At 60.8% G+C, this 23,752-nt stretch carries 21 protein-coding genes, 4 tRNA genes and 2 riboswitches; of the genes, 3 read left to right on the forward strand and 22 right to left on the reverse strand.

The features are described from left to right. Window positions 1–304: 304 nt before the first annotated feature. The 16 genes from GBEM_RS02620 to GBEM_RS02690 form a co-directional block, all read right to left on the reverse strand. On the reverse strand, window positions 305–2,125 hold the full coding sequence (locus GBEM_RS02620; protein WP_012528966.1) for a KUP/HAK/KT family potassium transporter: 1,821 nt from the start codon (window positions 2,123–2,125) through the stop codon (window positions 305–307). A gap of 93 nt (window positions 2,126–2,218) precedes the next feature. Further along, window positions 2,219–2,350, reverse strand: a riboswitch (cyclic di-AMP (ydaO/yuaA leader). An 84-nt stretch (window positions 2,351–2,434) separates the two neighbouring features. Next, window positions 2,435–3,385, reverse strand: a complete 951-nt coding sequence (locus tag GBEM_RS02625) for an HD-GYP domain-containing protein (protein WP_012528967.1) — start codon at window positions 3,383–3,385, stop codon at window positions 2,435–2,437. Window positions 3,386–4,062: 677 nt separating this feature from the next. Continuing rightward, window positions 4,063–4,911 (reverse strand): ChaN family lipoprotein, encoded by an 849-nt coding sequence (locus tag GBEM_RS02630; protein WP_012528968.1) that lies wholly within the window; start codon window positions 4,909–4,911, stop codon window positions 4,063–4,065. Between the two features lie 27 nt (window positions 4,912–4,938). Next, window positions 4,939–6,603, reverse strand: a complete 1,665-nt coding sequence (locus GBEM_RS02635) for a DUF4118 domain-containing protein (protein ID WP_012528969.1) — start codon at window positions 6,601–6,603, stop codon at window positions 4,939–4,941. A gap of 308 nt (window positions 6,604–6,911) precedes the next feature. Continuing rightward, window positions 6,912–8,507, reverse strand: coding sequence for a hybrid sensor histidine kinase/response regulator (locus tag GBEM_RS02640; protein ID WP_012528970.1), 1,596 nt, complete (start codon window positions 8,505–8,507; stop codon window positions 6,912–6,914). Continuing rightward, window positions 8,501–8,629 (reverse strand): hypothetical protein, encoded by a 129-nt coding sequence (locus GBEM_RS21900; RefSeq protein WP_264175525.1) that lies wholly within the window; start codon window positions 8,627–8,629, stop codon window positions 8,501–8,503. Before GBEM_RS21900 ends, GBEM_RS02640 begins: the two co-directional genes overlap by 7 nt. A gap of 162 nt (window positions 8,630–8,791) precedes the next feature. Then, a riboswitch (cyclic di-GMP riboswitch) is annotated at window positions 8,792–8,868 on the reverse strand. A gap of 107 nt (window positions 8,869–8,975) precedes the next feature. Beyond that, window positions 8,976–10,871 (reverse strand): Lnb N-terminal periplasmic domain-containing protein, encoded by a 1,896-nt coding sequence (locus GBEM_RS02645; protein ID WP_012528972.1) that lies wholly within the window; start codon window positions 10,869–10,871, stop codon window positions 8,976–8,978. 109 nt (window positions 10,872–10,980) lie between these two features. Next, entirely contained in the window at window positions 10,981–11,445 is a 465-nt protein-coding gene (locus GBEM_RS02650; RefSeq protein WP_012528973.1) for a DUF3015 family protein, read from the reverse strand. A gap of 203 nt (window positions 11,446–11,648) precedes the next feature. Beyond that, window positions 11,649–12,959, reverse strand: a complete 1,311-nt coding sequence (locus GBEM_RS02655; protein ID WP_012528974.1) for an NCS2 family permease — start codon at window positions 12,957–12,959, stop codon at window positions 11,649–11,651. A 2-nt stretch (window positions 12,960–12,961) separates the two neighbouring features. Continuing rightward, on the reverse strand, window positions 12,962–13,513 hold the full coding sequence (locus GBEM_RS02660) for a hypoxanthine-guanine phosphoribosyltransferase (RefSeq protein ID WP_012528975.1): 552 nt from the start codon (window positions 13,511–13,513) through the stop codon (window positions 12,962–12,964). A gap of 151 nt (window positions 13,514–13,664) precedes the next feature. Beyond that, on the reverse strand, window positions 13,665–15,269 hold the full coding sequence (locus GBEM_RS02665) for an amino acid adenylation domain-containing protein (RefSeq protein WP_012528976.1): 1,605 nt from the start codon (window positions 15,267–15,269) through the stop codon (window positions 13,665–13,667). A 24-nt stretch (window positions 15,270–15,293) separates the two neighbouring features. Then, window positions 15,294–16,439 carry an acyl-CoA dehydrogenase family protein gene (locus GBEM_RS02670; RefSeq protein WP_012528977.1) on the reverse strand — a complete coding sequence of 382 codons (1,146 nt, stop codon included), beginning with the start codon at window positions 16,437–16,439 and terminating at the stop codon, window positions 15,294–15,296. A gap of 39 nt (window positions 16,440–16,478) precedes the next feature. Further along, window positions 16,479–17,135, reverse strand: coding sequence for a hypothetical protein (locus GBEM_RS02675; protein WP_012528978.1), 657 nt, complete (start codon window positions 17,133–17,135; stop codon window positions 16,479–16,481). Window positions 17,136–17,146: 11 nt separating this feature from the next. Further along, the gene (locus GBEM_RS02680) at window positions 17,147–18,145 is read right to left on the reverse strand and encodes an agmatinase family protein (protein WP_012528979.1); all 999 of its coding nucleotides are present in this window, start codon (window positions 18,143–18,145) and stop codon (window positions 17,147–17,149) included. Between the two features lie 26 nt (window positions 18,146–18,171). Continuing rightward, the gene (locus tag GBEM_RS02685; protein ID WP_012528980.1) at window positions 18,172–18,822 is read right to left on the reverse strand and encodes a GNAT family N-acetyltransferase; all 651 of its coding nucleotides are present in this window, start codon (window positions 18,820–18,822) and stop codon (window positions 18,172–18,174) included. A 23-nt stretch (window positions 18,823–18,845) separates the two neighbouring features. Continuing rightward, on the reverse strand, window positions 18,846–19,103 hold the full coding sequence (locus GBEM_RS02690) for an acyl carrier protein (protein WP_012528981.1): 258 nt from the start codon (window positions 19,101–19,103) through the stop codon (window positions 18,846–18,848). 298 nt (window positions 19,104–19,401) lie between these two features. Here GBEM_RS02690 and GBEM_RS02695 point away from each other — a divergent pair, with 298 nt between their 5' ends. Continuing rightward, window positions 19,402–21,075: a radical SAM protein gene (locus tag GBEM_RS02695; protein WP_012528982.1), complete on the forward strand. Its 1,674-nt coding sequence runs from the start codon at window positions 19,402–19,404 to the stop codon at window positions 21,073–21,075. A gap of 65 nt (window positions 21,076–21,140) precedes the next feature. Here GBEM_RS02695 and GBEM_RS02700 read toward each other — a convergent pair whose 3' ends face one another. Next, on the reverse strand, window positions 21,141–21,731 hold the full coding sequence (locus GBEM_RS02700; protein WP_012528983.1) for a porin family protein: 591 nt from the start codon (window positions 21,729–21,731) through the stop codon (window positions 21,141–21,143). Between the two features lie 211 nt (window positions 21,732–21,942). Then, entirely contained in the window at window positions 21,943–22,599 is a 657-nt protein-coding gene (gene elbB / locus GBEM_RS02705) for an isoprenoid biosynthesis glyoxalase ElbB (protein ID WP_012528984.1), read from the reverse strand. 143 nt (window positions 22,600–22,742) lie between these two features. Between elbB and GBEM_RS20590 the strand changes: the two genes are divergently transcribed. Next, entirely contained in the window at window positions 22,743–22,955 is a 213-nt protein-coding gene (locus GBEM_RS20590) for a 4Fe-4S dicluster domain-containing protein (protein WP_012528985.1), read from the forward strand. Between the two features lie 76 nt (window positions 22,956–23,031). Continuing rightward, window positions 23,032–23,193 (forward strand): hypothetical protein, encoded by a 162-nt coding sequence (locus GBEM_RS21385; RefSeq protein WP_012528986.1) that lies wholly within the window; start codon window positions 23,032–23,034, stop codon window positions 23,191–23,193. An 80-nt stretch (window positions 23,194–23,273) separates the two neighbouring features. Here GBEM_RS21385 and GBEM_RS02710 read toward each other — a convergent pair. The 4 genes from GBEM_RS02710 to GBEM_RS02725 form a co-directional block, all read right to left on the reverse strand. Further along, window positions 23,274–23,348, reverse strand: a tRNA-Glu gene (locus GBEM_RS02710). Window positions 23,349–23,417: 69 nt separating this feature from the next. Beyond that, window positions 23,418–23,493: transfer RNA gene (locus GBEM_RS02715), tRNA-Lys, on the reverse strand. Window positions 23,494–23,533: 40 nt separating this feature from the next. Further along, a tRNA-Glu gene (locus GBEM_RS02720) sits at window positions 23,534–23,611 on the reverse strand. 3 nt (window positions 23,612–23,614) lie between these two features. Then, window positions 23,615–23,690, reverse strand: a tRNA-Lys gene (locus tag GBEM_RS02725). Between the last annotated feature and the right edge of the window lie 62 nt (window positions 23,691–23,752).

Below are 23,752 nucleotides of genomic sequence, written 5' to 3' on the forward strand. Positions count from 1 at the left end.
GCTTCTCATTTTTGGGACCTCCGTTCCTCTGCTGATCTAACAGCATGAGGGGGACATCGCCGTTTCCTTCCTTTCGTTGTACCGGCGATGCCATCTTCGGGGTTGGTTCTACCGCCAACTCCCGTCCGCTTCGCCTCTGCTTGTGGGGGGATCAACCCGCCTCACACCTCATCTTTCCTGCCTCTGTGGGGTGCTGCCAATGGATATTGCATACATCTTCCCTTTCGCCTTTTCTTAACGGTAGCACACGAAATATAAAAAGGCAACGAGTGTCATGCTGCGTAAGTGGCTGATTTTGTGCTATTTACATTTCGACCCTGGTAACCACTCCCTGTAGTTTTCCTGCTGGGAGGTTGTGGAACTGGACGAAGTTGGGGGTCTGTTTCTTCATAGTGGCGAAAAATTTCCAGAACGGATTGGCCGTCTTGATGTCCTCCACACCGTAGAAGATGACCTTTTCATCGATCCCGTTCGCCTTCAAGAGTTTCTCGATCTCTACCACCTCCATGTAGCCAGCTTTGATGACAAAGGCGTCCAGCCCGGGGCCGAGCGCAGAGGTAAGCGCGCTCTTGAGCCCGAAGGGGACATCTGTCCTGATCATGGAGATGAAGATATTGCGCTCGTAGATAATGTTGCTTCTGATGATGCTATGCACCACATAGGGTGGTACCACCGGCGTCTCCCTGGTGAAAAAAAGCCCGGTCCCGGGGATGTTCTTTCCCTTGGCGTAGATCTGATTATAGGAGACGAGGAAGGTGTCGAGATCGAGCGGCTTGAGGGCACGGTAGAGCGCCCGCTGCCCCATGGTCCAGACCACTATGGTGGCAAAGGGGATCGATGCGAGGACGATGGACCAGTAGCCGCCATGGGGGATCTTGTTGAGGCAGGCTGTGAAAAACACCAGGTCGACAGCGGTGACGATGACGGCGAAGGGGACCTTCCACTTCATGGAGGTGCGGCGGTAGATCATGACCATCATGATCCCGGTGATGGTCATGGTCCCGGTTACCGCCAGCCCGTAGGCGGCGGCGAGGTTCTCCGAGCGGCGGAAAACCAGCATGATGAAGATGACGGCGGCCAAAAGGCACCAGTTGACGGAGCTGATGTAGATCTGGGACTTCAGATGGCTTGAGGTGTAGTCCACCTTCAAAAGCGGCATGATGCGGGTGTTGATCCCTTGGTAGATGACGGAAAACACCCCGCTGATCATGGCCTGGGAGGCGATGATGGTGGCCATGACCGCGAGAAGCAGGAAGGGGACGTAGAGCACGGGGGCCTGGTGCTGAATCATGGAGAAAAGGATGTTTTTCCCGCCGCCGTGGGAGAGGACGAAGGCGCCCTGGCCGAGGTAATTGATTGCCAGCGCGCAAAAAGCGAAATACCAGGCGATGACGATCGGCTTGCGACCTAGGTGCCCCATGTCGGCGTAGAGCGCCTCCCCGCCGGTGGCGCACAGGATGACCTCGGAGAGGACGAAAAAGGAGGAGAACCCGTTGTCCTGGAAGAACTTGAGGGCGTAAGCGGGGTTCATGGCTTGAATCAGTTCCGGGCGCTGCAGCAGCGAAGCGAGGCCGGAGAGGGTGAGCGCGGCGAACCAGAGCACCATCACAGGGCCGAAGAGGCTTGCCACCCGGTCGGTGCCTTTGTATTGGAACACGAACAAAAGTACCGCGATCGCCGCGGCTATCGAGATCAGCACCGCTTGGGGCATCTGCTCCAGTCCCGGTATCAGTTCCAGCCCCTCGACCGCCGACAGGATACTGATGGCGGGGGTGATGACGCCGTCGCCCAAAAGGAGCGAGACCCCGAGGTAGGAGAGAAAGGCCACGAAAGCGACCGTTCTCCCCGGCTTCAGGAGCCGCACCAGGATCTCCTTGAGCACGATGGTCCCCCCCTCTCCTTTGCGGCTGAGCTTCATGGCGAGCCAGGAGTACTCGGCGCTGACCAGGATGGTCATGGTCCAGAATACCAGGGAGAGGATCCCCATTACGTTGTCGTAGGTGGGCTTGGTGAGGGCGAAGATGACGGTGAGGGTGTAGATGGGGCTGGTGCCGATGTCGCCGAACACCAGGCCGAACGATTTCACCACGTCTTTCCAAAGCGGTGCTGCTGCAGTTTGTTTCATGGGCTCCTCCGAGCAGTGGACTGCGAAGAGCGGAAACAGCCCGTCAGGACGCAAAAAGCCGCCTGCACGAACAGGCGGCTTTATGGCCGTATTCCATGCTCTCCCAAATGCCTACGAGGTTAGCTGACGGGCTCGGGCTTGGAAGTGCCCTATCCATTGTCTGGAATACGCCCCTTAAGTGGGTCCCCCGCATCCGTCGGTGACGGATCTCGGCTGCTAAATTCCGGGCGATGATACGCCTTTGAACCGGTTTGTCAACCTCCTCATGATAGGCCCACCTCCCTCCCGTCCCATGAGCACCGAACTCCGCTACTCCTTCTGGGCGGTCACCAGCTCGACGAAGTTTCCGAGCAGCGAGGCGTTGAAAGCTCCCGCTTCCGTCCGCATCGCCTTGATCGCCTCCTGGTGCGAAACCGCCTTGCGGTAGGCCCGGTCGAGGGTTAGGGCGCTGTACATGTCGCACATGGCGGAGAGCTGGGCGCTACGGGGGATCTGGTCCCCCTTCATCCCGGTGGGGTAGCCGTTGCCGTCGTACCTTTCATGATGGTGGCGCACGATGGTGAGCGACATGTCGCCGAATCTCCCGCTGTCCTTCAGGTATTCGTACCCCTTCTGGGTGTGCTGCTTGATCTTGTAGTACTCGACGTCGGAGAGGGCGTCCGGCTTGTTCAGGATGTCGTTGGTGACGAAGATCATCCCGTAGTCGTGGAGCATGGAGCCGATGCCGACGTCTATCAACTCGTCGGGATGGACCTGGAACAGCTTCTCGTGGGCGAGCAGGTTCAGCGCGGCCACCTGTACGCTGTGGGAGAAGATGTAGAGGTTGTGCTCCACGACCGACCCTACCGATTTGAGTGCGTGGGGCTCGTTGCTCAGATAAGACATCATGTGCTGGACCAGTTGCCGGCAGCGCTCCAGATTAGACGCCTCCTCCGGCGCCTCGAAGGCATCCACCAGGTAGTTGATGGAGGTCTGGTAGAGGATCCTCCCCTTTCTTTCGCTGTCGAGGTCGTCCCTGGTCAGCATGTCCTTCAGGCTGTTCTCCAGATAGGTGGAGATCTCCGACATATCCCCCGATCTGACGTACATGAACTCGGTGCCGGTCCGGTCCATCCGGCTGCGATCGGCCGAGGAAAACTTCCTCTCTGCGTCCTTGTACAGGACATAGTTCCCGGCGGTTTTCATGAACAGCGGTACGGATGGGAAGTAATCAGGGTCGATGCTGTCAATACTGATGGCCCGCCAGTAAAGGTCTTTCATAACGTCCTCTCTTCATCTCTCAGTATTTTTAGCTGACTCTCAATTGGCTTGGAAGATCTCGCTGCCATACTCTGAGCCGCCCCATTTTGTCGCATTCAGGTACTACTCGTCAAAACCGGATAAAACTGAAGGGACTCTTCAAAGATATCCTCCTCGGCGGGATAGTGCCCCGCCTCATTGCTTGACATGACCCCCTCTGGCTGCACCCTAAATGTTGAGTACTACATACAGTTACGGCAGGCGAGAGTGGAGAGGATTGGGAGGCACCAAAGGAGGAGCGGAAATGAGGACGACGACGGGGAGCTACGACCAATTGCAGCGTCTATAAGCCCGTGCTGGCCGAGGGACGCGTGGTGGACGTCTTCAACTGTGAGAAGAAACACGCCGAGTTTCCCCACGAGCCGACCTCAGACCAGTGGTTCGACGAGGCGCAGTTCGAAAGCTACCGCAAGCTGGGGGCGCACTCGCTGGAGCATCTTCGGGAGAAGCACGAGCTGACGCTGGAGAGGCTGTTCGACTGCACCGGCACGAAGTGCAGAAGGTGCACGACGAGGAGAAGGAGCGGGTTAGAAAGGATCCCTTCGAGACTGCACGCTAGAGCGCCCGGCTGCATAGATAAAGGGGGACAGGTCCTTACCGCCCGGCGAAAGCGCCTGTCCCCCGTTTCGTTTCGCCGGTTATTGCTCCACCAGATAGTCGGCCTCGGCGCTGCCGGCGTTTTCCTTGTTGACGAAGGGGGTCTCGGGGAGGATCACCGTGTAGCTAAGCTTCCCCAGGCGCTGGAGCTGGTCGGGTATGCCGTATTTCACCGCATGCCAGATGCCGGTCATAACGACCATCCTGCGATCCGGTTGCTTTTCCAGGTAGCGCGCCATTTTGAGCGCCATGCCGCTGTTGCGGACCGTCTGCGCCTCGCAGAAGTTGCTGAACATCTTCCCGTTCTCGCCATGATGGCGGACCCCCTGGAACGATTTTCTCAGGAAGGCGATCTGCGGGTTTCTCAGGTCGCAACTGGTTCCGGCCGGCAGGTCCCCTTTCTCTTCGGGGGTGAGGGAGCTGAAGCCTTGCTGCGAGACCTTCCTGACGATGTGAAGCGGGACGTTCAGCGCGATCATCGGGATGCGGTTGTCCCGGGCGTAGAGGAATATCTCACGGTACAGCGGCCAGTCGGACCAGTTCAGCTCGAATACCGCCTGCATTACCTCTTCGCTCAGTTTGCCGGCGCTCCAGGCGTCCAGTTGCACTTGGAAGTCCGACTGGATCATCTCCATCCCGATTGCCAGCGGCAGCTTGCTCTCGTTCAGGGAGCGGATCAGGTCAAGTTGCAATTCGTGGTGGTATTCGTCGTCGTGCGACTCCCCGACGACGATCACCTGGGAATCCTTGGCGGCTGCGGCAAGCTGGGGTAGGGTGACGGTCTTGCCGTCGCTGGTCCGGGTTATTATGGTGTGGGCGCCGGCCTCGGCGCTGAAGCAAAACAGTGAGATCAGCGCCAGCAGGAGCCAAGATGAGGGTGCGCGGGTCATGGTCGACCTCCCTTGCTTGCGGCGAGTTCAGACCTCGATCTTGAACTCGGCGCCGCCGTTGACGTTGCGAACGGTGAGGCTGCCTCCCATGTTTTTCTCGATGATCATCTTGGACATAAAAAGGCCAACCCCGCTTCCTTTTCCCAACCCCTTGGTGGTGAAGTAGGCGTCGAAGATCTTGCCGATTATCTCTTCGGGGATTCCCCCGGCATTGTCGCCGATGGTCACCACCGTCTTCCCCTGCTCGAATCCCGAATGCACCCTGATCACCGGATGCTCAGTCTGGCGCTCCGAGAAGGCGTCCTTCGCATTGGTCAAAAGGTTCAGGATCACGTGGCTGTACTCGTTGGGAAAGCCGTTTACCTCCGGGGGGTTGGTGCAGGCGACCTCGATGTTGATCCCGGCCTTTTTGAGATTCTCCTCGATGAGCCCGACCGTCTTTACCACCACCTCGTCGACCTGGAACAGGGTCTTCTCCTTGTTGAGGACCAGAAAGTCGCGGAAATCGTCGATGGTCCTGGAGAGGTGCCTGATGATGCCCATCGCTTTTTCCACGCTCTGCTCCAGGAGTTCCCGGGTGAAGGTCCCGTGCTGGTAGGAAAGCCCCAGCACCTGCAGGTGCAGCCCGAGGACGTTAAGCGGCTGGCGCCACTGGTGCGCGATGTAGCCGAGCATCTCCCCCATCGCCGCGAGACGGCTTTGATGGATCAGCAACTGTTCCTTTTGCCGCAGTTCCTCTACCATGCGGATACGCTGCGCCGTTTCCGCCTCGAGCTCGTGGTAGGCACGCTGCAGCTCCGCATTCTGCGCCTCCCGCTCGCCCAGGATCTGGTCTAGTGTCTCGGTACGCTGGACCACGCGCAGTTCTAGCTCCTCGTTGAGTTTTTGCAGCGCGTCCTCGGCGCACTTTCTGTTGGTGATGTCCTCGCTGAAGATGACGATTCCCCCCACCATTCCCCCAGCGTCGTACCAGGGACGGAGTTCCCAGCGCAGCCACTGGACCGTGCCGTCGGCGCGCCGGAATTCTTCGGCCTCCTCGCGCAGGATCTCTCCGGCGAGCCCGCGCTGGTGCAGCTCCTTCCAGTGCTGGGGGATCTCCGGGAATATTTCGTAGTGGCTGACCTTGACGAGGGGGCGGTTTCCCAGGCCGTAGTCGCTGCGCCAGCGCCGGCTCGCGTAGAGGTAACGCATCTCGCTGTCGAACATGGCAAGCGGCACCGGCGCGTACTCGATGAAAAGTTTCAGCAGCTCTTGGGATCTCCGCAGGTCCGTCTCCTTGCGTCGCAGCTCGTCGACCAGATCGACCAGTTCTTTGGTGCGCTCCTCCATCCGCCGTTCAAGTTGCTCGCGCCCCGAGGTCGCCTCCGCCAGCGTCAGCCGGATCTGTCGGTCCGCTCTTCTGAGTCGTTCGTGGAACAGCGAGAAAAGAATGCCCATGCCGGCGAAGATGAGCAGCGCGATTGCTGTCGAGGGGTGCTCCAGCGAGAAACTTTGTTCGGGGGGGATGAAGAAATACCAGACGACCGTCGCGGAGAAAGCTGTAGCCAGGAGCCCCGCTACCCTTCCCCCGGCCCAGGAGCTTAGGAATACTGCGGGGTAGAAGAAGAGCCAGACATAGGGGCGCAGTCTTTCCCACAAAAGCCACTGCAGCGCCAACGCCGCCAGGGGGAAGAACGAGGCCAAAACCCACATCCGCAGCCTCCTGCGCGGGTTGTGGCCGGGCTCCTTTGTTGCTGCCGCTGTAGTGCGCCGGTCGAAACGCCGGCGTGAAGGGGCATTATCATTGGGATTTGTTAATTGCACCGGCCTATTCTAGCAGATGGCGCGGTAGGGGCCAGTGTGGGGGAGTTTATTGCCGCAAGGAAGGTAGCTTCCGGCCAAGGCGGAAAAGGGGCATGCCTTGGCCGGTGTAAAAGGGTGCGTCAGACGGAGGGACCCTCTGCTGCATCACGGGGAAGAGCAGGGCCGTGGGGCTCTTGAGGGACAGGGTGAGGGAAACACTATGCGGTTTTCCAGAGGGCAGCCAATGCCGCTTGTAGTTGGGCAAGTTGGTAAGGCTTGGCGATGAAGCCGGCGCGGGCGTCTTCGCCTATGCAGGGCCGGATGTCCTGGTCCCCGTATCCGCTGCAAAAAAGAACCGGGAGCGTGGGGGTATCTTCGCGCAGGGCGCGGTAGGTCTCGACGCCGTCCAGTTCCGGCATGGTCAGGTCCATCAGCACGAGGTCTATCTCGCTTTTCCGCTCCTGCCAGATCGCGAGCGCCTCGCTGCCGTTATTGACGGCAATCACCTTGAACCCCATGCTGGTGAGGAGTTCACAGCCGACGGCACGAAGTTCCTCCTCGTCGTCTACCAGCAGGATAGTCCCTTCGAGCCGGGCGGCAGCGTTGAGCGGCAAGGGGAGGGGCGCAGCGACTTGGTCGCCGGCGGGGCAGCATGGGGGGAGGGGAAAATAGACGCTGAAAGTGGTCCCCGCGCCGGGGGCGCTGCAGAGCTGCAGCGCGCCGTTATGGGACTTGATGATGCCGCTGATGGCGGAAAGCCCCAGCCCCCGCCCGGTGAACTTGGTGGTGAAAAATGGTTCGAAGATCCGCTTCTGGGTCTCCTGGTCCATGCCGCATCCGGTGTCGGCAACCTCCAGGCACTGATAGGTTCCCGGGGGGATGACGTTGCCGAAGCAATCGACTTCCTGCTGTGCCTGCAGCACCGTCTTGTGCGAGAGGGTCACCTTGACCTTGCCCCCCTGTTCACCCAGCGATTCGGCCGCGTTCACCACCAAGTTCATCACGATCTGCTGGATCTTTGCCTCGTCGCAGGTCAGCTTGGGGAGGTCCCCGCCGAGATCGCATTCGATGGTCACTTTCTTGTTGAACGCGGGCTGCAGCATCTGCACCATGTCGCGTACCAGCGCCGGCAGGTCGATCTGCGTTTGGATCAGCGGCGCCTTGCCGGCGTAGGCCAGCATCTGGCGGCAAAGGTCGGCGGCACGGTTTCCGGCGGACTCGATCTGATCCAGGTGGCCGACGACCGGGGCGCTGGCCTGGTTCTCCTTGGCGAGCAGGCAGTGCCCGAGGATTATCATCAGGATATTGTTGAAGTCATGGGCGATGCCGCCGGTGAGAACACCAAGGCTTTCGAGCTTTTGCGATTGCAGCAGTTGCTGCTCCAACTCCAGCCGGTACTCCTCGGCCTTCTTGCGCTCGGTGACGTCGCGGGCCACGTGGACGCAGGCGGCGAGGGTTCCTTCATCGTTGTACAAAGGGGAGACCGAGATGTCGAAGAAGCCGCAGAATTTGGCGACCTCGACTTCCTCCGCCCGCGGCGCACCTCCCTCTTTCAGGCTTTTCAGCGGGCAATAAGGGGGGGGAGAGGCCAGGTCGTGGAAGAGGTCGTAGCATTTGCGTCCCGGGAGGTCCTCCGGACGCAGGCCGCAATGCTTCGCCATGGCGCGGTTGGCCCGCGAAATGGTGTGGTTGGTATCGGTGATGAAGATCAGGTCGGCGATGGAGTCGAAGGTCTGCTCCCATTCGCGCTTCCCTCGGCTGACCGCCTCGTAAATGAGCTGCGGGATGGCGATGGTGTTTTCGTCGGTCACCATGCGAGCACCCGGGTGGCTGCTGCGGGGTGCCTGGGGGAGAAAAAGAGTTCCTGCGGCAAACAGTGCAGGTGAACGCCTGCGTCCAGCGCGGCAAGGCTTGTCTTGTCTGAGGCAACTGTCATTACAGCGCTCGTGCTGCGGCGCACGACTGTCAAAGGGTGGATTATTCCGATTGGCCTCTGTATATGGCAGCACATGGACTATGCCTCCTCTTCCTGATCCAGCTCACAACAGCCTGCTGATCCAGAACGCAAAAAAGCCGGGCGCAGAATATCTAAGGATATTTCGGCAACCCGGCTGTCTCAGGGAGACCCTATAGGCTTTCCGCCCCATCCTCGCGGATGGTTGAGTATTATCGTGTATCCCAAATAGGGATGTTATTTTGTTCAGATTATGCACAGCTACAAAAAATATGTCAATGCTTTTGCTAAGACATGGAACCGAGTTGTCTAAGACAGTGGGTGACCTTCAAAAGTAGCGGTTCCACAACATCGTTGCTTCCCGTACCGGGTGCCCCTGGACCTCCTGATAGCTTAATTCCAGGCTCAACGAGTCGTTTCGCGCCAGCCGGAAGTTCTGCGCCACGGTCCCCTTAAGCGCGAGGCGGTTGTCGCCCAGCAGATAGTAGAATCCCTCCCCCCGCAACTGCAGCTTCCACCAAGCGGTAAGCTGCTCCAGGGCTCCCAGGCTCACCCCCGGCCCCGCAGCGACGTTGCCTGCGAACCTTCTCCCCGCGTTCAGGTCCACCTCCCCCAGGGCATGCACAATTCCCCCGAAGGGAGAGCGCGCGGCGAACCCCCCGCCGGTGTTGACCCGGAAGATGAGGGAATCCCTGCCGTCCTTCATGGCCTCGGTGTCCCAGCCGGCGGCCACCTTCCAGGAGAGCGGAGTGAAAAAGCGGTCCCTGGGGGCGGTTGAGAAGATGTCCACAAGGTGCATGCTCTTCAGCCAGAACCGCTCGTGCTCCGGCGCATAGCGCAGCGCGGTTTCCAGGAACTTTATCTGCGCCCCCCGGATGTACCCCTGGTCCGGATCGAGCATGTCGTGGAACTCGGGCTGCAGCCTAACCTCGCCGAACCACTCGTCCCGCCGGATTCCTCCCCCGACTCCCAACTTGGTGGTCTTGTGGCCGGCATCGGGAGGGGACGGGGGCGCGACAGCGTAGGCATCATCCTCGCCCTTCCCGAGCCGGCTTCTTTGCGCCAGGATCTTCAGGTACAGCTTGTTGTATTCGTCCTTCTCCAGTTCCTTGCGGGCATACCTCAACTGGACCACCTCCGCCGCCAGGTCCAGTATCCCCCTTTGCTCCTCAACCGATGCGCCCGCGTTCGCAGCCACGGCAGGATCGCTTTCCCCCTGGCCCAGCTTCAGGGCAGCCTTTTGGCGCTCGCCGTCCAGAAGCGACGCCATCTTCACGATCCTCGCCCCCTGGGACGGGCGGTAAACCCCCTCTTCCAGGATCCCGCTTTGTTTGGTGAGTTCTATGGTGTCGGTGGGATGTACCAGAAGGCCGGTCTGGTCGGTTAAGTGCAGGGTCGGGCGCGCCGCCTCGATCAGGAACAGCAGGTTGAAGGCGCAATTCTCATCCAGGAAGAAGTAATCCGAGGAGATCCGCTCCAACTCCAGGGTGTGCAGGAGCATCCGCTCCACTTCCGCCTGGGAGAGCCTGAGCCGGTATTCCCACATGTCCCGGTGCTCCATGTCGCCGTACTCCTTCACCTTCAAGTAGTAGGGCATCAGGGAGTAGTACCCCTTGTACTTGCCGAAGAGCCCCTTGTAGGCGTAAAGAAGCCCGTTCGAGTCGTTGGCGTCCGCGGCGTAGTTGACGGCGAAGGAGATGAGGTTGCTCTTAGTGGGGCCGTCGAATCTGAGCAGCGTGTGCCCGAACATGGACGCCGGGCTGTTGATGTGCCCTACCGGAAAGACCAGCACCGCCGAGCGCGCGTCGACCGTTTGCAGCAGCTCCTTTTGCGCCGGGCAGGCGACCTCCTGGAGGTCCCCCGGCCCGATGCCGAGACGTTCCTTAAGCCACTGGAGCCGCGCCGGGAATCGGCAGATGGGGTGCTCTCCGTCCACGCTCCGGGGCTGGAAGAACCCGGCGATGGTGGCCTCCAGTTCCGCCTCGGGGTTTTCGCGCCCTTCAGGGGAGAGGAAGAAGTTCGGATCCGAGATCCTGCTCTTGAAGCCGCCCGAGGTTTTCTTGTAGTGCAAGAGGATGTGCCAGTTCCTTTCGGCGGCAAGCCCCATGCTGCGGGCACGGGCGGTCAGGAGGTCGGGCTGGGAAGGAGGCGCTGCTGCGGCAGCAGGAGAAAAGAGGAGCAAGAGCCAAAGCGTGGCGAAAACGGCGCTGCGGGGGATGGCCATGGAAGAACCCTGCTTTCGGGACAGGAAGTCGGGCGGCATCCGCCCGGATTAAAAAAGGTGCACGGCGTAGGCCGTGCACCCGGCATTTGACCACTTTGGAAAGAGACGGCTACCTGGTGATCGCCACCGCGTTGTCGATGACCTCGGCGAGGACGATCTTGTCTGAGGTGAAGATGTTGTTGAAGTTCGCCTGCAGCGAACTCTTGTAGGCGTCGCCCTGTGCAGGGTTGACCCCCAGCATCTCGACGAAGGTGTCCAGCGTCTCGCCCTTGCCCATGGCGATTTCCTTGGCGAGGTTGTCCATGTTGGCGCGGACGAACTCGTTCAATTTCTCGTTTTGCGCGATCTTCCCGGGCTGCTGGCATTCGGAAGTGCCGGAAGAGATGCCGAAGGTCTGGGAGCCGAAGCTGCCGTTGGTGGTGGCCTGAAGTACTTGCAGCGCGATGGAGTTGTCAGCCTTGTTCTGGAACAGCATGGTGCCGAGACCGCAACCGGTGTTGGTGTGGGCCTGTGCGGCGTAAGCTGCACCTGAAACAGTGAGACTCAGTAGAAATCCCAGCAGAAGTTTTTTCATGGTCCTCTCCTTGTTAGAGAATTTTGAACTTATTATAGGGGAGGGTTCTGCGCTGTCAATGAGAGAAAGGAAAAACTTTTTTCAATAATTGCGCGGGAGTTCTACTTGGCGTCGGGTTGTTCATTAGATTAGAAAGATTTCTGGGGGAGGGGAGGCGTCCCCCTCCGGTGGCGGGAGGGGGACGTGTCTCTTTCGAGGCCTGTCTATTTTGCCCCGAAGATGAAGTAGGAGAGGGAGAGCAGGGCAAGCACCCACATCCCCCCTTTCATCTCCTTGATGCGCCCGGTGGCGCCCTTCATGAGCGGATAGGCGATGAATCCGGCGGTCATGCCGACCCCGATGTTGTAGGTGAAGATCATCAGCACCACGGTCAGAAAGGCGGGGATCTGTTCGGTGAAGTCGTCGAAGTCGATCTTCGCCAGCGGGCTGATCATGAAGGAACCGATCACGATCAGGGCTATGCCGAAGGCGTGCGCCGGGACCACGGTGAAAAGGGGCGCGAAGAAGAGGGCCAGAAGGAAGAAGAAGGCGGTGACCAGGGCGGTGAAGCCGGTGCGCCCCCCCTCCTCGATCCCTGCCGCGCTCTCGATGTAGGCGCCGGTGGTGGTGGTCCCCAGAAGCGGCGCCGCGACCGTCGCCAGCGCGTCGGCGAGCATCGGCTTCTCTATCTCGGGAAGGTTCCCCTTCTCGTCCAGGAGGTCGGCCCGCATGGAAAGGCCCAGCAAGGTCCCGACGGTGTCGAGGAAAGCCATGATGAAGATGGTCAGGATGATCGGGAAGAACCCGGGGGAGAGCGCCCCCGCGAAATCGAGCTGGAACAGGATCGGGGAGATGTCCGGCGGCAGGCTGACGAAAGAGTGCGGCAGCGGGGTCACCTTGAGCGCGATCGAGGCGAGCGTGGTGGCGACGATGCCGATCATCATGGCCCCCAGCACCTTGCGGGAGATCAGCACCACGGTCAGGAGGAGGCCGCAGACGGCCAGGAGCACCGAGGGTTGGGAGAGGTCGCCAAGCTTGACCGGTGCCCCGGGAACACCGAGCACCACGATGCCGGTCTCGTTAAGGCCTATAAAGGTGAGGAAGAGGCCGATGCCGGTAGCGAAGGCGCACTTGAGCGACAGCGGTATCGATTCGGCGAGCCAGCTCCTCACCTTGAACAGGGTGAGCAGGGTGAAGAGGATCCCGGCGAAGAAGACGGCGGTCAGCGCAGTCTGCCAGGAATAGCCCATCACCTTCACCACCACGAAGGCGATGAAGGCGTTTTCGCTCATGTACGGTGCGATGGCGAAGGGACGGTTGGCGAAGAAGGCCATGAGTACGGTGCCGAAGACGGCGGCGATGATGGTGGCGGTTGTGGAGGGGCCGCGCGGGATGCCGGCATTTTCCAGGATCGCCGGGTTGACTATGATGATGTACGCCATGGTGAGGAAGGTGGTGAGTCCTGCGATGACCTCACGCTTCATGTCGGTGCCGTAGCGCTGGAACTGGAAGTATGCTGCTATGCGGGAGGTCATTTCTAGTTCTGCTCCTTCATTGCGTAGAGCGCGGGGAGATTGCGCCAGTAGCCTGCGATGTCCATGCCGCAACCGAAGAGGAAGCGGTCCTCTACCTCTAGGCCGACGAAATCGGCCTTGGCGCCGGGCGCCTTCCTGTCGTGGATCTTGTCCACCAGGACCGCGGTGTAGACCGCAGCGGCGCCTTCCTCGCGGCAGTAACGCTCGATCTCCGCAAGAGTCACCCCTTCGTCGAGGATGTCGTCCACCAAGAGCACCGTGCGCCCCTTGAGCGAGCGCTCCGGCTTTACCTTCCAGAGCAGGTTCCCGCCGGTCAGCTCAGCGCCGTAGCGGGTGGCGTGAAGATAGTCGAGTTCCAGCGCGAAGGGGAGTTTGTCCACCAGTTTGCCGGTGACGAACAGCCCGCCGTTCATGATGCAAATCGCCACCGGGTTGCTCTCCGCCAGCCGCTCGGTTATCTGCTGCGCCATCCGTGACAGCGCATCGTCGACTTCCTGTGCGGACTTCAGACAATCGGCCTTCTGCCGGATGTCCTCCATGTCTTTCAGTAACATTCAGGCTCCTTGGAAACTTTTGTTTCAAGCGGCGGAACCATAGCAAATTTTCGCCGTGAAATCAATTAATTGTGCTTTAATTATCTGCTTTGAATCGGCCGGGCGGGGCTCAGGAGGGAGAGAGGAGGGGAGGCGGGGCGGTGCCCCCGCCTTATGGTTCAGCAGGCCCGTCGAGAAACGCCTGCACCAAGGCCTTGCGGTCTATCTTGCTGTTGGAGGTCACCGGCAGGGAGGGGAGGTACCTGATCTGCTCCGGCACCATGTATTTCGGGAGATGGTCGCTGCAATGAACGACCAGTGTTTGGGGCTCGAGTTCGACCCCTTCGCGCAGGCATACGTAAGCGACGATCCTGCTTCCGGCGAGGTCGTCGGGGATGGCCACCGCAACCGCCTGCCGGATGTCGGGGTGGCTGTTCAGTACGATTTCGATCTCGCCCAACTCCACCCGGAACCCCTTGCTCTTCACCATATGGTCCTTGCGGCCGGCGAAGACGAAGTTGCCGGCGGCGTCCAGGCGCGCCATGTCCCCGGTCTTGTACACCCTGGCGTGGGCGGAGGGGTTGCGCGGATCCGGGGTGAACTGCGCCTGAGTTCTGCCGCAGTCGTTCCAGTAGCCCAAGGCCACGGTGGAGCTGAGAACGTGCAGCTCACCCTCCTCTCCCGCGCCGGTCACCACGTTCCCCACCTCGTCGATAGCGAACACCTCGAAATTGGGGAAGGGGGTCCCGATCGGGATCTTCCAGGCCGCTTCCTCCACGACATCCGGGACCCTGAAATAGAGGGAGGAGTTGGCCTCGGTCTGGCCGTAGATGTTGTAAAAGACTGCAGCCGGCATGCACTGCTTCAGGATCTTCAGGTATTTGACCGGCATCAGGTCCCCGGAGAAGTGGACCAGGCGCAGCCTGTCCAGGGTGAGCCGGTCCAGCGCCCCCTGGTCCGCGAGCTTGGTAAGGAGCGACGCCACCGAGTTCCACACCGTGACTCCCTCGCTCTGCATGAAATCCGCCAGGCGCACCGGGAAGGCCGAGAGCGCATCGGGAATCAGCACCATCGTTGCAGCGCTTCTGGCGGCGCAGAAAATGTCGAAGATGGAGAGGTCGAAATGCAGCGGCGCGTGATTGGCCAGACGGTCCTGCGGCGATATCTCGAAGAAGCGGACAGCCATCTCAACGAAGGTGAGGGCGTTCAGGTGGGAGATCACCACCCCCTTGGGTGAGCCTGTGGAGCCTGAGGTGTGCAGGATATAGGCGGGAGCAGCGCCGCAAAGCCCGTCGTCCGCAGGGCACTCGCAGCTCTCGCCTAGGATCTCGTCCCAGCCGCTGCAGCTCATGCTGCCGGCCGGGTGGGGGAGTGTCACCGCCGGGGAGCCGGTGACGATGGCTGCGCGCAGCGGCGGGGCCTCCCCTGCCTCGGCCAGGAGTTGCTCCAGCAGTTGCGGCGCGGCGAGGACGATCTCGATGCCGCAGTGCCTGATGATGGAGGCCTGCCTGCTAGCCGGCGCCCCTGGGTCCAGTGGGACGTAGATCGCGCCCGCCTTCAGGATGCCAAAGACGGAGACGATGGATTCAAGCGATTTGTTCATGAGGATTCCGACCCTGTCTCCTCTTTGCACGCCGTGCGCCTTCAGGGCTGCGCTTAGCTGGTTGCTCGCCGCCTCGAGCTCGGCGTAGGAGAGCTCCTCGTTGCGGAAGGAGACCGCGGTTTTGTCGGGGAAGGAGGTGGCGCTTCGGGTGAGTAATCGTTGCAGTAGGTACATGGATGCCTCGCTGGGCCCCCTCCGCTAGAGCCCCAGGAAGGTGGCGATGATGTTGCGCTGGATCTCGGAGGTGCCGGAGTAGATCTTCCCGGCGATGGCGTCACGGAGGTTCCGCTCGAAGTCGTACTCCGCGCTGTAGCCGTAGGCCCCATGGATTTGCAGCGCATCGGTGCAGTTTTGCACGTAGCTTTCGCTGATGAAGAGCTTCGCCATCGCCGATTCCAGCGGCGCCCGTTTCCCCTGTCCCTTGAGCGTCGCCACTTGGTGCAGCATCAGCCGGGAGAGTTCGATGCGGACCTTCATGTCGGAGATCTTGTGCGAGATGGACTGGCATTTGCCTATCGCCTTGCCGAACTGCTGCCGCTCCTTGGCGTAGGCCACGCAATCCTCCAGGATCTTGTCCATCGCCCCCAGGTGCGCGGCGAAAAGGCAGCTCCGCTCCCATTCCATCTCGGAGTTGAAGATCGCGGCGCCGCTTCCTTCCTGCCCCAGACGGTTCTCCTCGGGAACCTCGCACTCCTCCAGGAACACTTCGCCCAAAGGGCAGGTCCTAAGGCCCATGGTTTCCAGCGGTTGCCCCGTGGAAAACCCGGGAAACCCTCTTTCCACGATGAAGGCGGAAACCCCGGCGAACCCCTTTTCCTTGCAGGTCACAGCGAACACCAGCAACAGGTCGGCGATGGGGGCGTTGGTGATGAAGGTCTTGGAGCCGTTCAGGATGTACCTGTCCCCCCGCTTTTCCGCCCGGCACCTCATGCTGAAGGCGTCGGAGCCGGCATCGGGCTCCGTCATGGCGTGCCCGCCTCGGAGGCTGCCGGCGATGAGCCCGGGGAGATAGCGCTTTTTTTGCTCCTCGCTGCCGAAACGGTTGATGGGGGACTCGCAGGTCCAGACATGGGAGTTCAGGGAGAAAAGCAGGCCGCTGTCGAGGCAGGCGTAGCCGAGCCCCTCCATGGTGGCGATGGAGGTCATGGTGTCGAGCCCGAGCCCTCCGTACTTCTCGGGCATGGTGATGCCCGGGATGCCGAACTCGGCGCATTTTTCCCAACCGCGCTGGGAGAACTCGCCTTTTCTCTCGCGTTCCTTGGCGCCCTGGTTCAGTTCGCGCCGGGCGAACTCGATCGCCATCTGCTTGAAGTTCCTCTGCTCCTCGTTGAAGATCGCTTCCATGGGCGGGCCTCGTACGGCCGGTTCGGCCGGGATCTGGAATCACACGGTGAGTAAAAGCGAGGTCAGCCCGTAATAGGGAGGAAACCCCGCCTCGCACTTCAGGGCATTGAAGGTGGCCAGGGAAATCCCCAGTAACTCCCGGACCGACTCGAGGTATGCCAGCCGCGTCGCTTGGTCCAGCGACTGTTTGAGGCTTGGGCAGGCGTAGATCAGGCATTGCAGCGGGCGCTCGGCGTGCGGCAGCAGGCAGCCGCGCTCACCCAGGTGGGCGCATCTGCTGTCCTGCCTCAAGTGGCTCCCTTGTGCAGTTGTCCTGGGCTTTCCCAGACCCAGCGCGGACTCGATGCGGAGCCGGTAATAGGCGGGTAACGGCTGGAGTGGCTGCTCAGAAAAGGCGGTCACCTGCTTATGGCTGTACTTCCTCAACCAGAAATCGATGGCAGTGAAGTAGTGTTCGGCCGGCTCGCCACAGCAGGCCCCCTGGCAGCTGCGGCAGCCGGCGAAGGAAGGGAGGTCGAGCCCAGCGATCCGCTCCTGGCATTTGATGCGGTTGCCGTTCAGCTTTTGCAGGGCTCCCCTGGTCGGCTCGGAGACCTCATGGTCCTTGTCCAGTATTCCCTGCGTCAGGGCGGAGATCCTTTGAAACTGCCGGTAGCGCCGGGAGAAATGCCAGAAATCGTGCAGGTCCTTCCGCATGGCCGCATCCTTTACCGGTCCGGTCCCGGCCGGTCGCGCTTGCGCTGCGCCATCCCCGAAAGCGCGTAGATCATCGCCCAGGCGGCCAGGTGCGACGAATATCCCTGCGGGTCCTGGCCGGGATAGACCTCGACGTAATCGAGGCCGCTGATCCCCGAGGCTCCGATTTGGTGCAGCGCCGGCAGCAGTTCGCTGGGGAGCAGCCCGTTGAAATCGGCGGGACCTCCCGGGTTGTAACCGGCATCGATGCAGTCGCTGCAGATGGTGACGAAGACGTGCCTCGTCTCGTGGTGCGCGATCCGTATCGCTTCCTCGGTGACGGCGCTCATCCCCCTTTCCCTGACTTCCCTGGTGGTGATGACGCGCGCCCCCATGCTTTGGGCGTACTCATACTGGGTAGGTGAGTTCCGCGGGCCGCGGATGCCCAGATGCACGATGCTCTCTTTGCGGACCTGCGGGATTTGGGAAATCCTGTGGATCGGGCCGCAACGGGCGAACTGGTCGCTGCCGAAGGACTTGGCGTTGTCCAAGTGTGCGTCCAGGTGGATGACGCCGATTTTGCCCTCTTCTCCGTCCGCGAGCGCCCTGATGATCTCCGGGGTGAAGGAGTGGTCGCCTCCCAGCACGAAGGGGATGCTCTGGTTGCGGTAGACCCGCTGCATGGCAGCGTGCACGTTGCGCATGGTCTCGGCGGGGTCGTTGGGGTGTACCGGAATGTCCCCGATGTCGCCGAGCGTCAGGTGGTCGAACAGGTCGATCTCGTACTCGGGGAGGAATCCACCGTAACGCGCCGAGGCGTGGCGGATGCTCCTGGGCGCTAGCTCGCACCCTGTGAAGGAGCCCCAGGTGACGGTCCCTTCCCATGGGACCCCGGCGATCATCACGTCGTAGCCTGCTGCCGGTTTCCTGTAGTCGAGAACGGGTACGCCGAGAAAGGAGGGAGTGTCGCCGTACACGGTAGGGAGCGAGGCCTTCCTGTTGGGAACCATGGGGATGTCTTTGCTGTTCATCGTGACTCCTTTCGTGCCGTGGGCCTTCAGTCTGCCGGGTCGCCGGTCACGTACAGTTTCCTGGATAAAAGCAGCCGGGTAGCTCTCACGCGGTTCAATTCCCGCCAGCGCAGGGTCCGGTGCACCCACAGCGCCGGGACGTTGTCGGACCAGAAAAAACCGTATGCCTTGGTGTACCCATGCCGCTTCAAAAGGTGGAGTGCGCCGTTTTGCAGTGCTGCGGCGAGGTTTCCGCCGCGGTTGGCCGGATCGACAAACATATCGAAGGTGTAGACCTCCTTGGGGGCGCACCTAACCCCCAGCCACAACTCGTCGGGGTGCTTGTAGCAGTCGTTGCCGGCCTTGGAGTCGGCGCACCAGATATCCCCGAACACCTTGTTTCCCTTGACGAGGGCATACCCGCGGTAACCGCGCTTCAGGTAGTTGAGCGTCTTCAGGTGCCTGCTCTTGAGCGGATAGGCGAGTTGCCGGTTCTGCAGCAGTTCCTGTGTCAGCTCGACTACCTCCTCGTCATGGGGGCGGGCGAAATCCGCCACCGGCCTCAGGTTGTCGAGCTCTATCTCCACCGGCACGGCCTCGCGGTTCAGGTAGACGGTCTCCCTAAGCAGGCTGTTTATGCTGCCGTGTTTTACCGTCTCCAACACCTGGACCAGGCGCATTTTGCAGTACTGTAGCATCGCCTCCCACTCCTTTGGCCACCTCACCCCTTGGCAGTCAGCTTGTAATTGATGAAGTTGACCACAGATCCGATGGTTTCGAAGTTCTCCGGAACGATCTCGGTGTCGGCAATCTGCAAGTCGAATTCCTGCTCCAGGTAAGCTATCAGCCGCTGGACCCCCAGCGAATCGACGATCCCTTTGTCTATCAGGGAGTCGGAGGGAGAGAGCGTTCCTTTGTGTGCCTGGGTCATCATTTCCTTTTCTATGAAGCTTCTGACTGTTTCGGTGAAGTCGACCATAACTACCTCCCGTTGGACATGGCACTGTCGTCTCCTGTGACCACCCGCGCGTTGGGGCGATGCTTTCAGATGCAGGCGCTGTCCGTTCTGTGTGTGTTTGACGAAGTGCTGATGGTACCGGTTGCCGGCTGCATAGGCTGTAAGGCGGGGTGCTGGATTGCCAGATAGATTAAAGATTTGTAATTCAATCCGTCACCTAGTGTACATTTAGGGTTCGGTGTGTCAAGCGGGGGCGGGAGTGCGGCAATGCGAGCTTTTTTACTTTCATAGCGCTTCCCAAAGATGATACTTTGGCGCAATGTCACGCAAAAGCATTGAAAAAAGACGCGCCCTTCTCGCCGGCGAGAGCGGCGGCGAGCACAGAAACAGCGGCGGCAGGCTTTCCTGCTGCCTGGTCTACCCCAACCGCTACCACTCCGCCATGAGCAACCTGGGCTTCCAGGCCGTCCAGGCCATGATGAACGCGCACCCGGAGGTGATCTGCGAGCGCGCCTTCCTGCCGGAGCGCGACGAGCTGGCGGAACTGGAGCGGACCGAGGGGACGCTTCTCTCGCTGGAGGGGCAGCGCCCGCTCTCCTCGTTCGACCTCGTCGCCTTCTCCGTTTCCTTTGAAAGCGATTACCTGAACCTCCCCACCATCTTCCGGCTCTCGGGGATGAGCCCCTGGGCCGCCGAGCGTTCGGCGCTGCAACCGCTCGTTTTGGCTGGTGGGGCGGCGCTCTTTCTGAACCCCGAGCCGGTCGCCCCGTTCCTCGACCTGGTCTGCATCGGCGAAGCGGAACCGATCCTCCCGGATCTGCTGGAACTGCTGAAGGACGGCCGCCGCTCCCGCGCCGAACTCTTGTTGCAGGCCTGCCGTCTCCCCGGCGTCTACGTCCCGTCGCTGTACCAGCCGCAGTATGACGCCGGCCGCTTCAGAGGGGTGCAGCCGCTTCCTGGGGCGCCGGCCAGGGTGCGCCGCGTTTGGGAAAAGGAGCTCGATCGCAGGCAGACGGTGACCGAGATCCACACCGACGCCACCGAGTTCTCCGGAATGCATCTGGTCGAACTTTCCCGTGGCTGCCCTCGTGCCTGCCGCTTCTGCGCAGCCGGCTTCATCTACCTCCCCTACCGCAGCCGTTCGCTGGAAGGAGTAAGGGAGGAGGTGCTCAAAGGGGTGGCGCAGGGAAGAAAGGTGGGACTGGTCGCGGCCGCCGTCTCGGACTACACCGGCATCGGGGAATTGTGCGGAGAGATCGTCGCGGCCGGCGGGAAGTTCTCGGTCTCCTCCTTCCGCATCGACCACCTCGACGCCGGGATGATCGAGGCGCTCAAGGCCAGTGGGCAAAAGAGCGTGGCACTGGCGCCGGAGGGGGGAAGCCAAAGGCTGCGCGACCTGGTGAAAAAGGGGATCGACGAGGAGCAGATCCTGGCGGCTTGCGACAAGCTGATCAGCCACGACATCCTAAACCTGAAGCTCTATTTCATCATAGGCCTCCCCACCGAGACGGAAAAGGACCTGGAGGAACTGGTCCTGTTGGTGACCCGGATCAGGGAGCGGGTGCTGGCGGCGGCCAAAAAGAACAAGCGCCTGGGGGAGCTGCAGCTCTCGGTGAACCCGTTCATTCCCAAGCCTTTCACCCCCTTCCAGTGGTGCGGCATGGAGCCGGTCAAGTCGCTGGAATCGAAGTGGAAGTACCTGCAGAAGGCGCTGGGGAAGCTGTCCAACCTGAAGCTGCAAATGGAGAGCCCGCGGGAGGCATACCAGCAGGCGCTTTTGTCGCGGGGGGACCGCAGGCTTGCGCAACTGCTGGTCCTCGCGGACCGGACCGGGAGCTGGAAACAGGCGCTGCGTGAGGCCGGTTTAGATGCCGACGCCGAGGTTCACCGTCAAGTGGGGCTGGACGAGCCGCTGCCGTGGGATTTTATAGATGGCGGCGACTGCGAGAGGCTTAAGCGGGAATACCGCAGGGCTTTCGAGGAAGGGAATTAAGGAGCGAGAGTGGAGGATTTGCGGCGGCAGGGGAGTTGACCCTGCCGCCTTTTTTCGTCTGCGTGCTAGTTGAAGAAGAACCTGGCGCCGACCGTGACTGAGAGGTTGGTGGGGTCGAATTCGCCGTGCTGGCCGCTGGGCGTATCGACGTTGGCGCTGAAGGACTCGATCCCCTTGGCTTCCAGCATGAGCGACGCCTGGCGGTTCAAGATGCAGTCCACCCCTGCGCTTAGATGCGCGCCGACGGTGGTGTTGGTGTACCTGTTGCTCAGGTCGTTGACCAGGACGTCCATGCCGGCCCCGAGGTAGGGGACCAGGCGTTGCCTTTCCGGGAAGCGGTACTGCGCGCCGACGGAAACGTCCGTGATCTGGGCGGTGCCGAAGTTGGAGGTGTGGAAGGAGGCCCGGGATACCTCGAGCTCCACCGCGACGTTCTCATCCACCCCGAACATGAGACCGAGCCCGCCAGTCAAACCTGCATCGGTGGAGACCACCATGGTTCCCTGCGGCGTGTCCAACTCGCTTTTGGCCGGGTTGATGACGCCGATCTTGCCGGTGAGCGCCAGCCTTCCTCTGAGCTCTTCCGCTCCGGCATTTGCAGTGAGCGTGGTCGCCAGCAGCAGTGCGCCGGCTGAGAGCATGAACAATTTACGCATGTTTTAAATCCTCCAAAGATGACATTGCAAAGCGCGCATATTAAGACAAAACTGCGGGGCGTACAAGGGCAAAGGCGAGCGGCACTCTATCTGCGCGTAGCGTGCTGTTATTGCAGGTAAACGTCAGTCACAAAAAAACGGCCCACTCTCTGAACGTTGGAGCTGATCCAGAAGGGGGCCGCTTGGGCGGTCAGACAAGAATGGGGATGGACTACTTTATCAGTTCCAGGGTCGCCTGCACCGCCTTCTCGATCCCCCTGGCGGCCTCGGATATGCTGCCGGCCAGCATGTAGGCCGGGGTCGACACGATCAGGTTTTCCCGGTCCACTACGATCTCGTCTGCGGGGCAGTCGACGTGCTTGCTGCCGGTGGCGGAAATCGCCCCGGCGGTGCCAGGGTCGTTACCTATGGTGAGCCGGGGGGAGAGCTCCTTCCCCAGCGCCAGCGCCACTACCGAAGGTGCGATGCAGATGGCGCAGATCGGCTTCTTCGCCGCCGACATCTCCCTTACCAGCCTGAGCACGTCGGGTTGCACCATCCCGTCGGCCCCCTTTTGGCCGAAGTTGCACAGGTTCTTGGCGGCGCCGAAGCCGCCGGGGAAAACGACGGCGTCGAGGTCGGATGCCTTGGCATTCTTAACGTCGCTCACCTCGCCGCGGGCGATGCGGGCCGACTCCACCAGGACCTTCCTCTTGGCGCCGGTTTCCTGCATGGTCAGGTGGTTCACTTCGTCGCAGTCGATATCGGGTGCGAGGCAGACGGCCTTGGCGCCGCTTCTGTCAATCGCCAAAAGTGCCAGCACCGCCTCGTGTATCTCGCTGCCGTCACGCACTCCGCAGCCGGAAAGTACCACGCCTATCCTTTTCATCCCCGATACCTCCTGTCTTGTAGATTCCACTTCAGTTGCGCTATTCTATGCGCTGCGTTTACACTGTCAAGGCCTTTAATGTGTAACCTCGCCGCCCCGCTTTAAAAAATATGGGCGGCCTGCGGAAGTGAGGAACCAGCGCCATGAACGACAATTTGCAGTGTGAAATTCCACCCGTCGTAGACAAACTCCGCTGCACCGGCTGCGGCAGATGCGTCGCCGCCTGCAGCAGCCGTCTGATTACCCTGGAGGTGGACGGTTTTCGCAAGCATGCACGGTTAAGCGCCCCTGAGCGCTGCAGTTGCTGCCTTGCCTGCATCGATGCTTGCCCGGTAGGTGCTCTGAGGTGCGATTGACATCACTTCTGTTTGCCCTAAGCTATATCACTGTATCAGGTCGCCCTGCGATCTCATTGCGCGAAAGGAGGAGGACATGCTTTACTTCATCAAGCAGAACACCATCCACACTTACCCGGTTAAAAACAGGTGCGGAGCGATCTATGAGCTGGAGCAACTGCGCGATACCATACCCCGGGACGTTCAGCAATGCCCTTACTGTATGAAATTGTGGCCGGGAAGAAACGCTGAGGATTGAAAGAGGAAGGTCTGGGCGGGACAACAGAATCAAGAACAAGAAAGGCCGCTTCCGTGAGGAAAGCGGCCTTTCTTGTGAAATGGTGATCCCAAGGGGACTTGAACCCCTGTTACCGACGTGAAAGGCCGGTGTCCTAACCACTAGACGATGGGACCGAATTGTTGCATCCCGTCCCATCAGGGTTGGGGGCTGTCATCAGGCCCAGTCTGATGACAGTGAAAAAATGGTGAGCCGCGTTGGGATCGAACCAACGACCACCTGATTAAAAGTCAGGTGCTCTACCAACTGAGCTAGCGGCTCGCTATGACTTCGTGCCTGGGCACGATAGCTGTTGTTTGAGTGGCGTCCCCAGCCGGATTTGAACCGGCGTCGCCGCCGTGAAAGGGCGGTGTCCTGGGCCGGGCTAGACGATGGGGACGAGTGGTGAGCCGCGTTGGGATCGAACCAACGACCACCTGATTAAAAGTCAGGTGCTCTACCAACTGAGCTAGCGGCTCAAACAGTGCAGCGAAGCAAGAACAACCTTATAGCAAATCGATTTATGCCAGTCAACACTTTT

It is taken from the genome of Citrifermentans bemidjiense Bem, assembly GCF_000020725.1.
GTDB lineage: Bacteria > Desulfobacterota > Desulfuromonadia > Geobacterales > Geobacteraceae > Geomonas > Geomonas bemidjiensis.

What these genes read in the sequence shown, in the direction of transcription:
- GBEM_RS02655 (WP_012528974.1), bottom strand. Translation starts at nt 12,959, where the DNA reads ATGACCTCCCGCATAGCAGCATACTTCCAGTTCCAGCGCTACGGCACC.
- GBEM_RS02625 (WP_012528967.1), bottom strand. Translation starts at nt 3,385, where the DNA reads ATGAAAGACCTTTACTGGCGGGCCATCAGTATTGACAGCATCGACCCT.
- elbB (WP_012528984.1), bottom strand. Translation starts at nt 22,599, where the DNA reads ATGAAAAGGATAGGCGTGGTACTTTCCGGCTGCGGAGTGCGTGACGGC.
- GBEM_RS21385 (WP_012528986.1), top strand. Translation starts at nt 23,032, where the DNA reads ATGCTTTACTTCATCAAGCAGAACACCATCCACACTTACCCGGTTAAA.
- GBEM_RS02700 (WP_012528983.1), bottom strand. Translation starts at nt 21,731, where the DNA reads ATGCGTAAATTGTTCATGCTCTCAGCCGGCGCACTGCTGCTGGCGACC.
- GBEM_RS02650 (WP_012528973.1), bottom strand. Translation starts at nt 11,445, where the DNA reads ATGAAAAAACTTCTGCTGGGATTTCTACTGAGTCTCACTGTTTCAGGT.
- GBEM_RS02620 (WP_012528966.1), bottom strand. Translation starts at nt 2,125, where the DNA reads ATGAAACAAACTGCAGCAGCACCGCTTTGGAAAGACGTGGTGAAATCG.
- GBEM_RS02675 (WP_012528978.1), bottom strand. Translation starts at nt 17,135, where the DNA reads ATGCGGAAGGACCTGCACGATTTCTGGCATTTCTCCCGGCGCTACCGG.
- GBEM_RS02640 (WP_012528970.1), bottom strand. Translation starts at nt 8,507, where the DNA reads ATGGTGACCGACGAAAACACCATCGCCATCCCGCAGCTCATTTACGAG.
- GBEM_RS02635 (WP_012528969.1), bottom strand. Translation starts at nt 6,603, where the DNA reads ATGTGGGTTTTGGCCTCGTTCTTCCCCCTGGCGGCGTTGGCGCTGCAG.
- GBEM_RS02665 (WP_012528976.1), bottom strand. Translation starts at nt 15,269, where the DNA reads ATGTACCTACTGCAACGATTACTCACCCGAAGCGCCACCTCCTTCCCC.
- GBEM_RS20590 (WP_012528985.1), top strand. Translation starts at nt 22,743, where the DNA reads ATGAACGACAATTTGCAGTGTGAAATTCCACCCGTCGTAGACAAACTC.
- GBEM_RS02690 (WP_012528981.1), bottom strand. Translation starts at nt 19,103, where the DNA reads ATGGTCGACTTCACCGAAACAGTCAGAAGCTTCATAGAAAAGGAAATG.
- GBEM_RS02695 (WP_012528982.1), top strand. Translation starts at nt 19,402, where the DNA reads ATGTCACGCAAAAGCATTGAAAAAAGACGCGCCCTTCTCGCCGGCGAG.
- GBEM_RS02660 (WP_012528975.1), bottom strand. Translation starts at nt 13,513, where the DNA reads ATGTTACTGAAAGACATGGAGGACATCCGGCAGAAGGCCGATTGTCTG.
- GBEM_RS02680 (WP_012528979.1), bottom strand. Translation starts at nt 18,145, where the DNA reads ATGAACAGCAAAGACATCCCCATGGTTCCCAACAGGAAGGCCTCGCTC.
- GBEM_RS02645 (WP_012528972.1), bottom strand. Translation starts at nt 10,871, where the DNA reads ATGGCCATCCCCCGCAGCGCCGTTTTCGCCACGCTTTGGCTCTTGCTC.
- GBEM_RS21900 (WP_264175525.1), bottom strand. Translation starts at nt 8,629, where the DNA reads ATGACAGTTGCCTCAGACAAGACAAGCCTTGCCGCGCTGGACGCAGGC.
- GBEM_RS02630 (WP_012528968.1), bottom strand. Translation starts at nt 4,911, where the DNA reads ATGACCCGCGCACCCTCATCTTGGCTCCTGCTGGCGCTGATCTCACTG.
- GBEM_RS02670 (WP_012528977.1), bottom strand. Translation starts at nt 16,439, where the DNA reads ATGGAAGCGATCTTCAACGAGGAGCAGAGGAACTTCAAGCAGATGGCG.
- GBEM_RS02685 (WP_012528980.1), bottom strand. Translation starts at nt 18,822, where the DNA reads ATGCTACAGTACTGCAAAATGCGCCTGGTCCAGGTGTTGGAGACGGTA.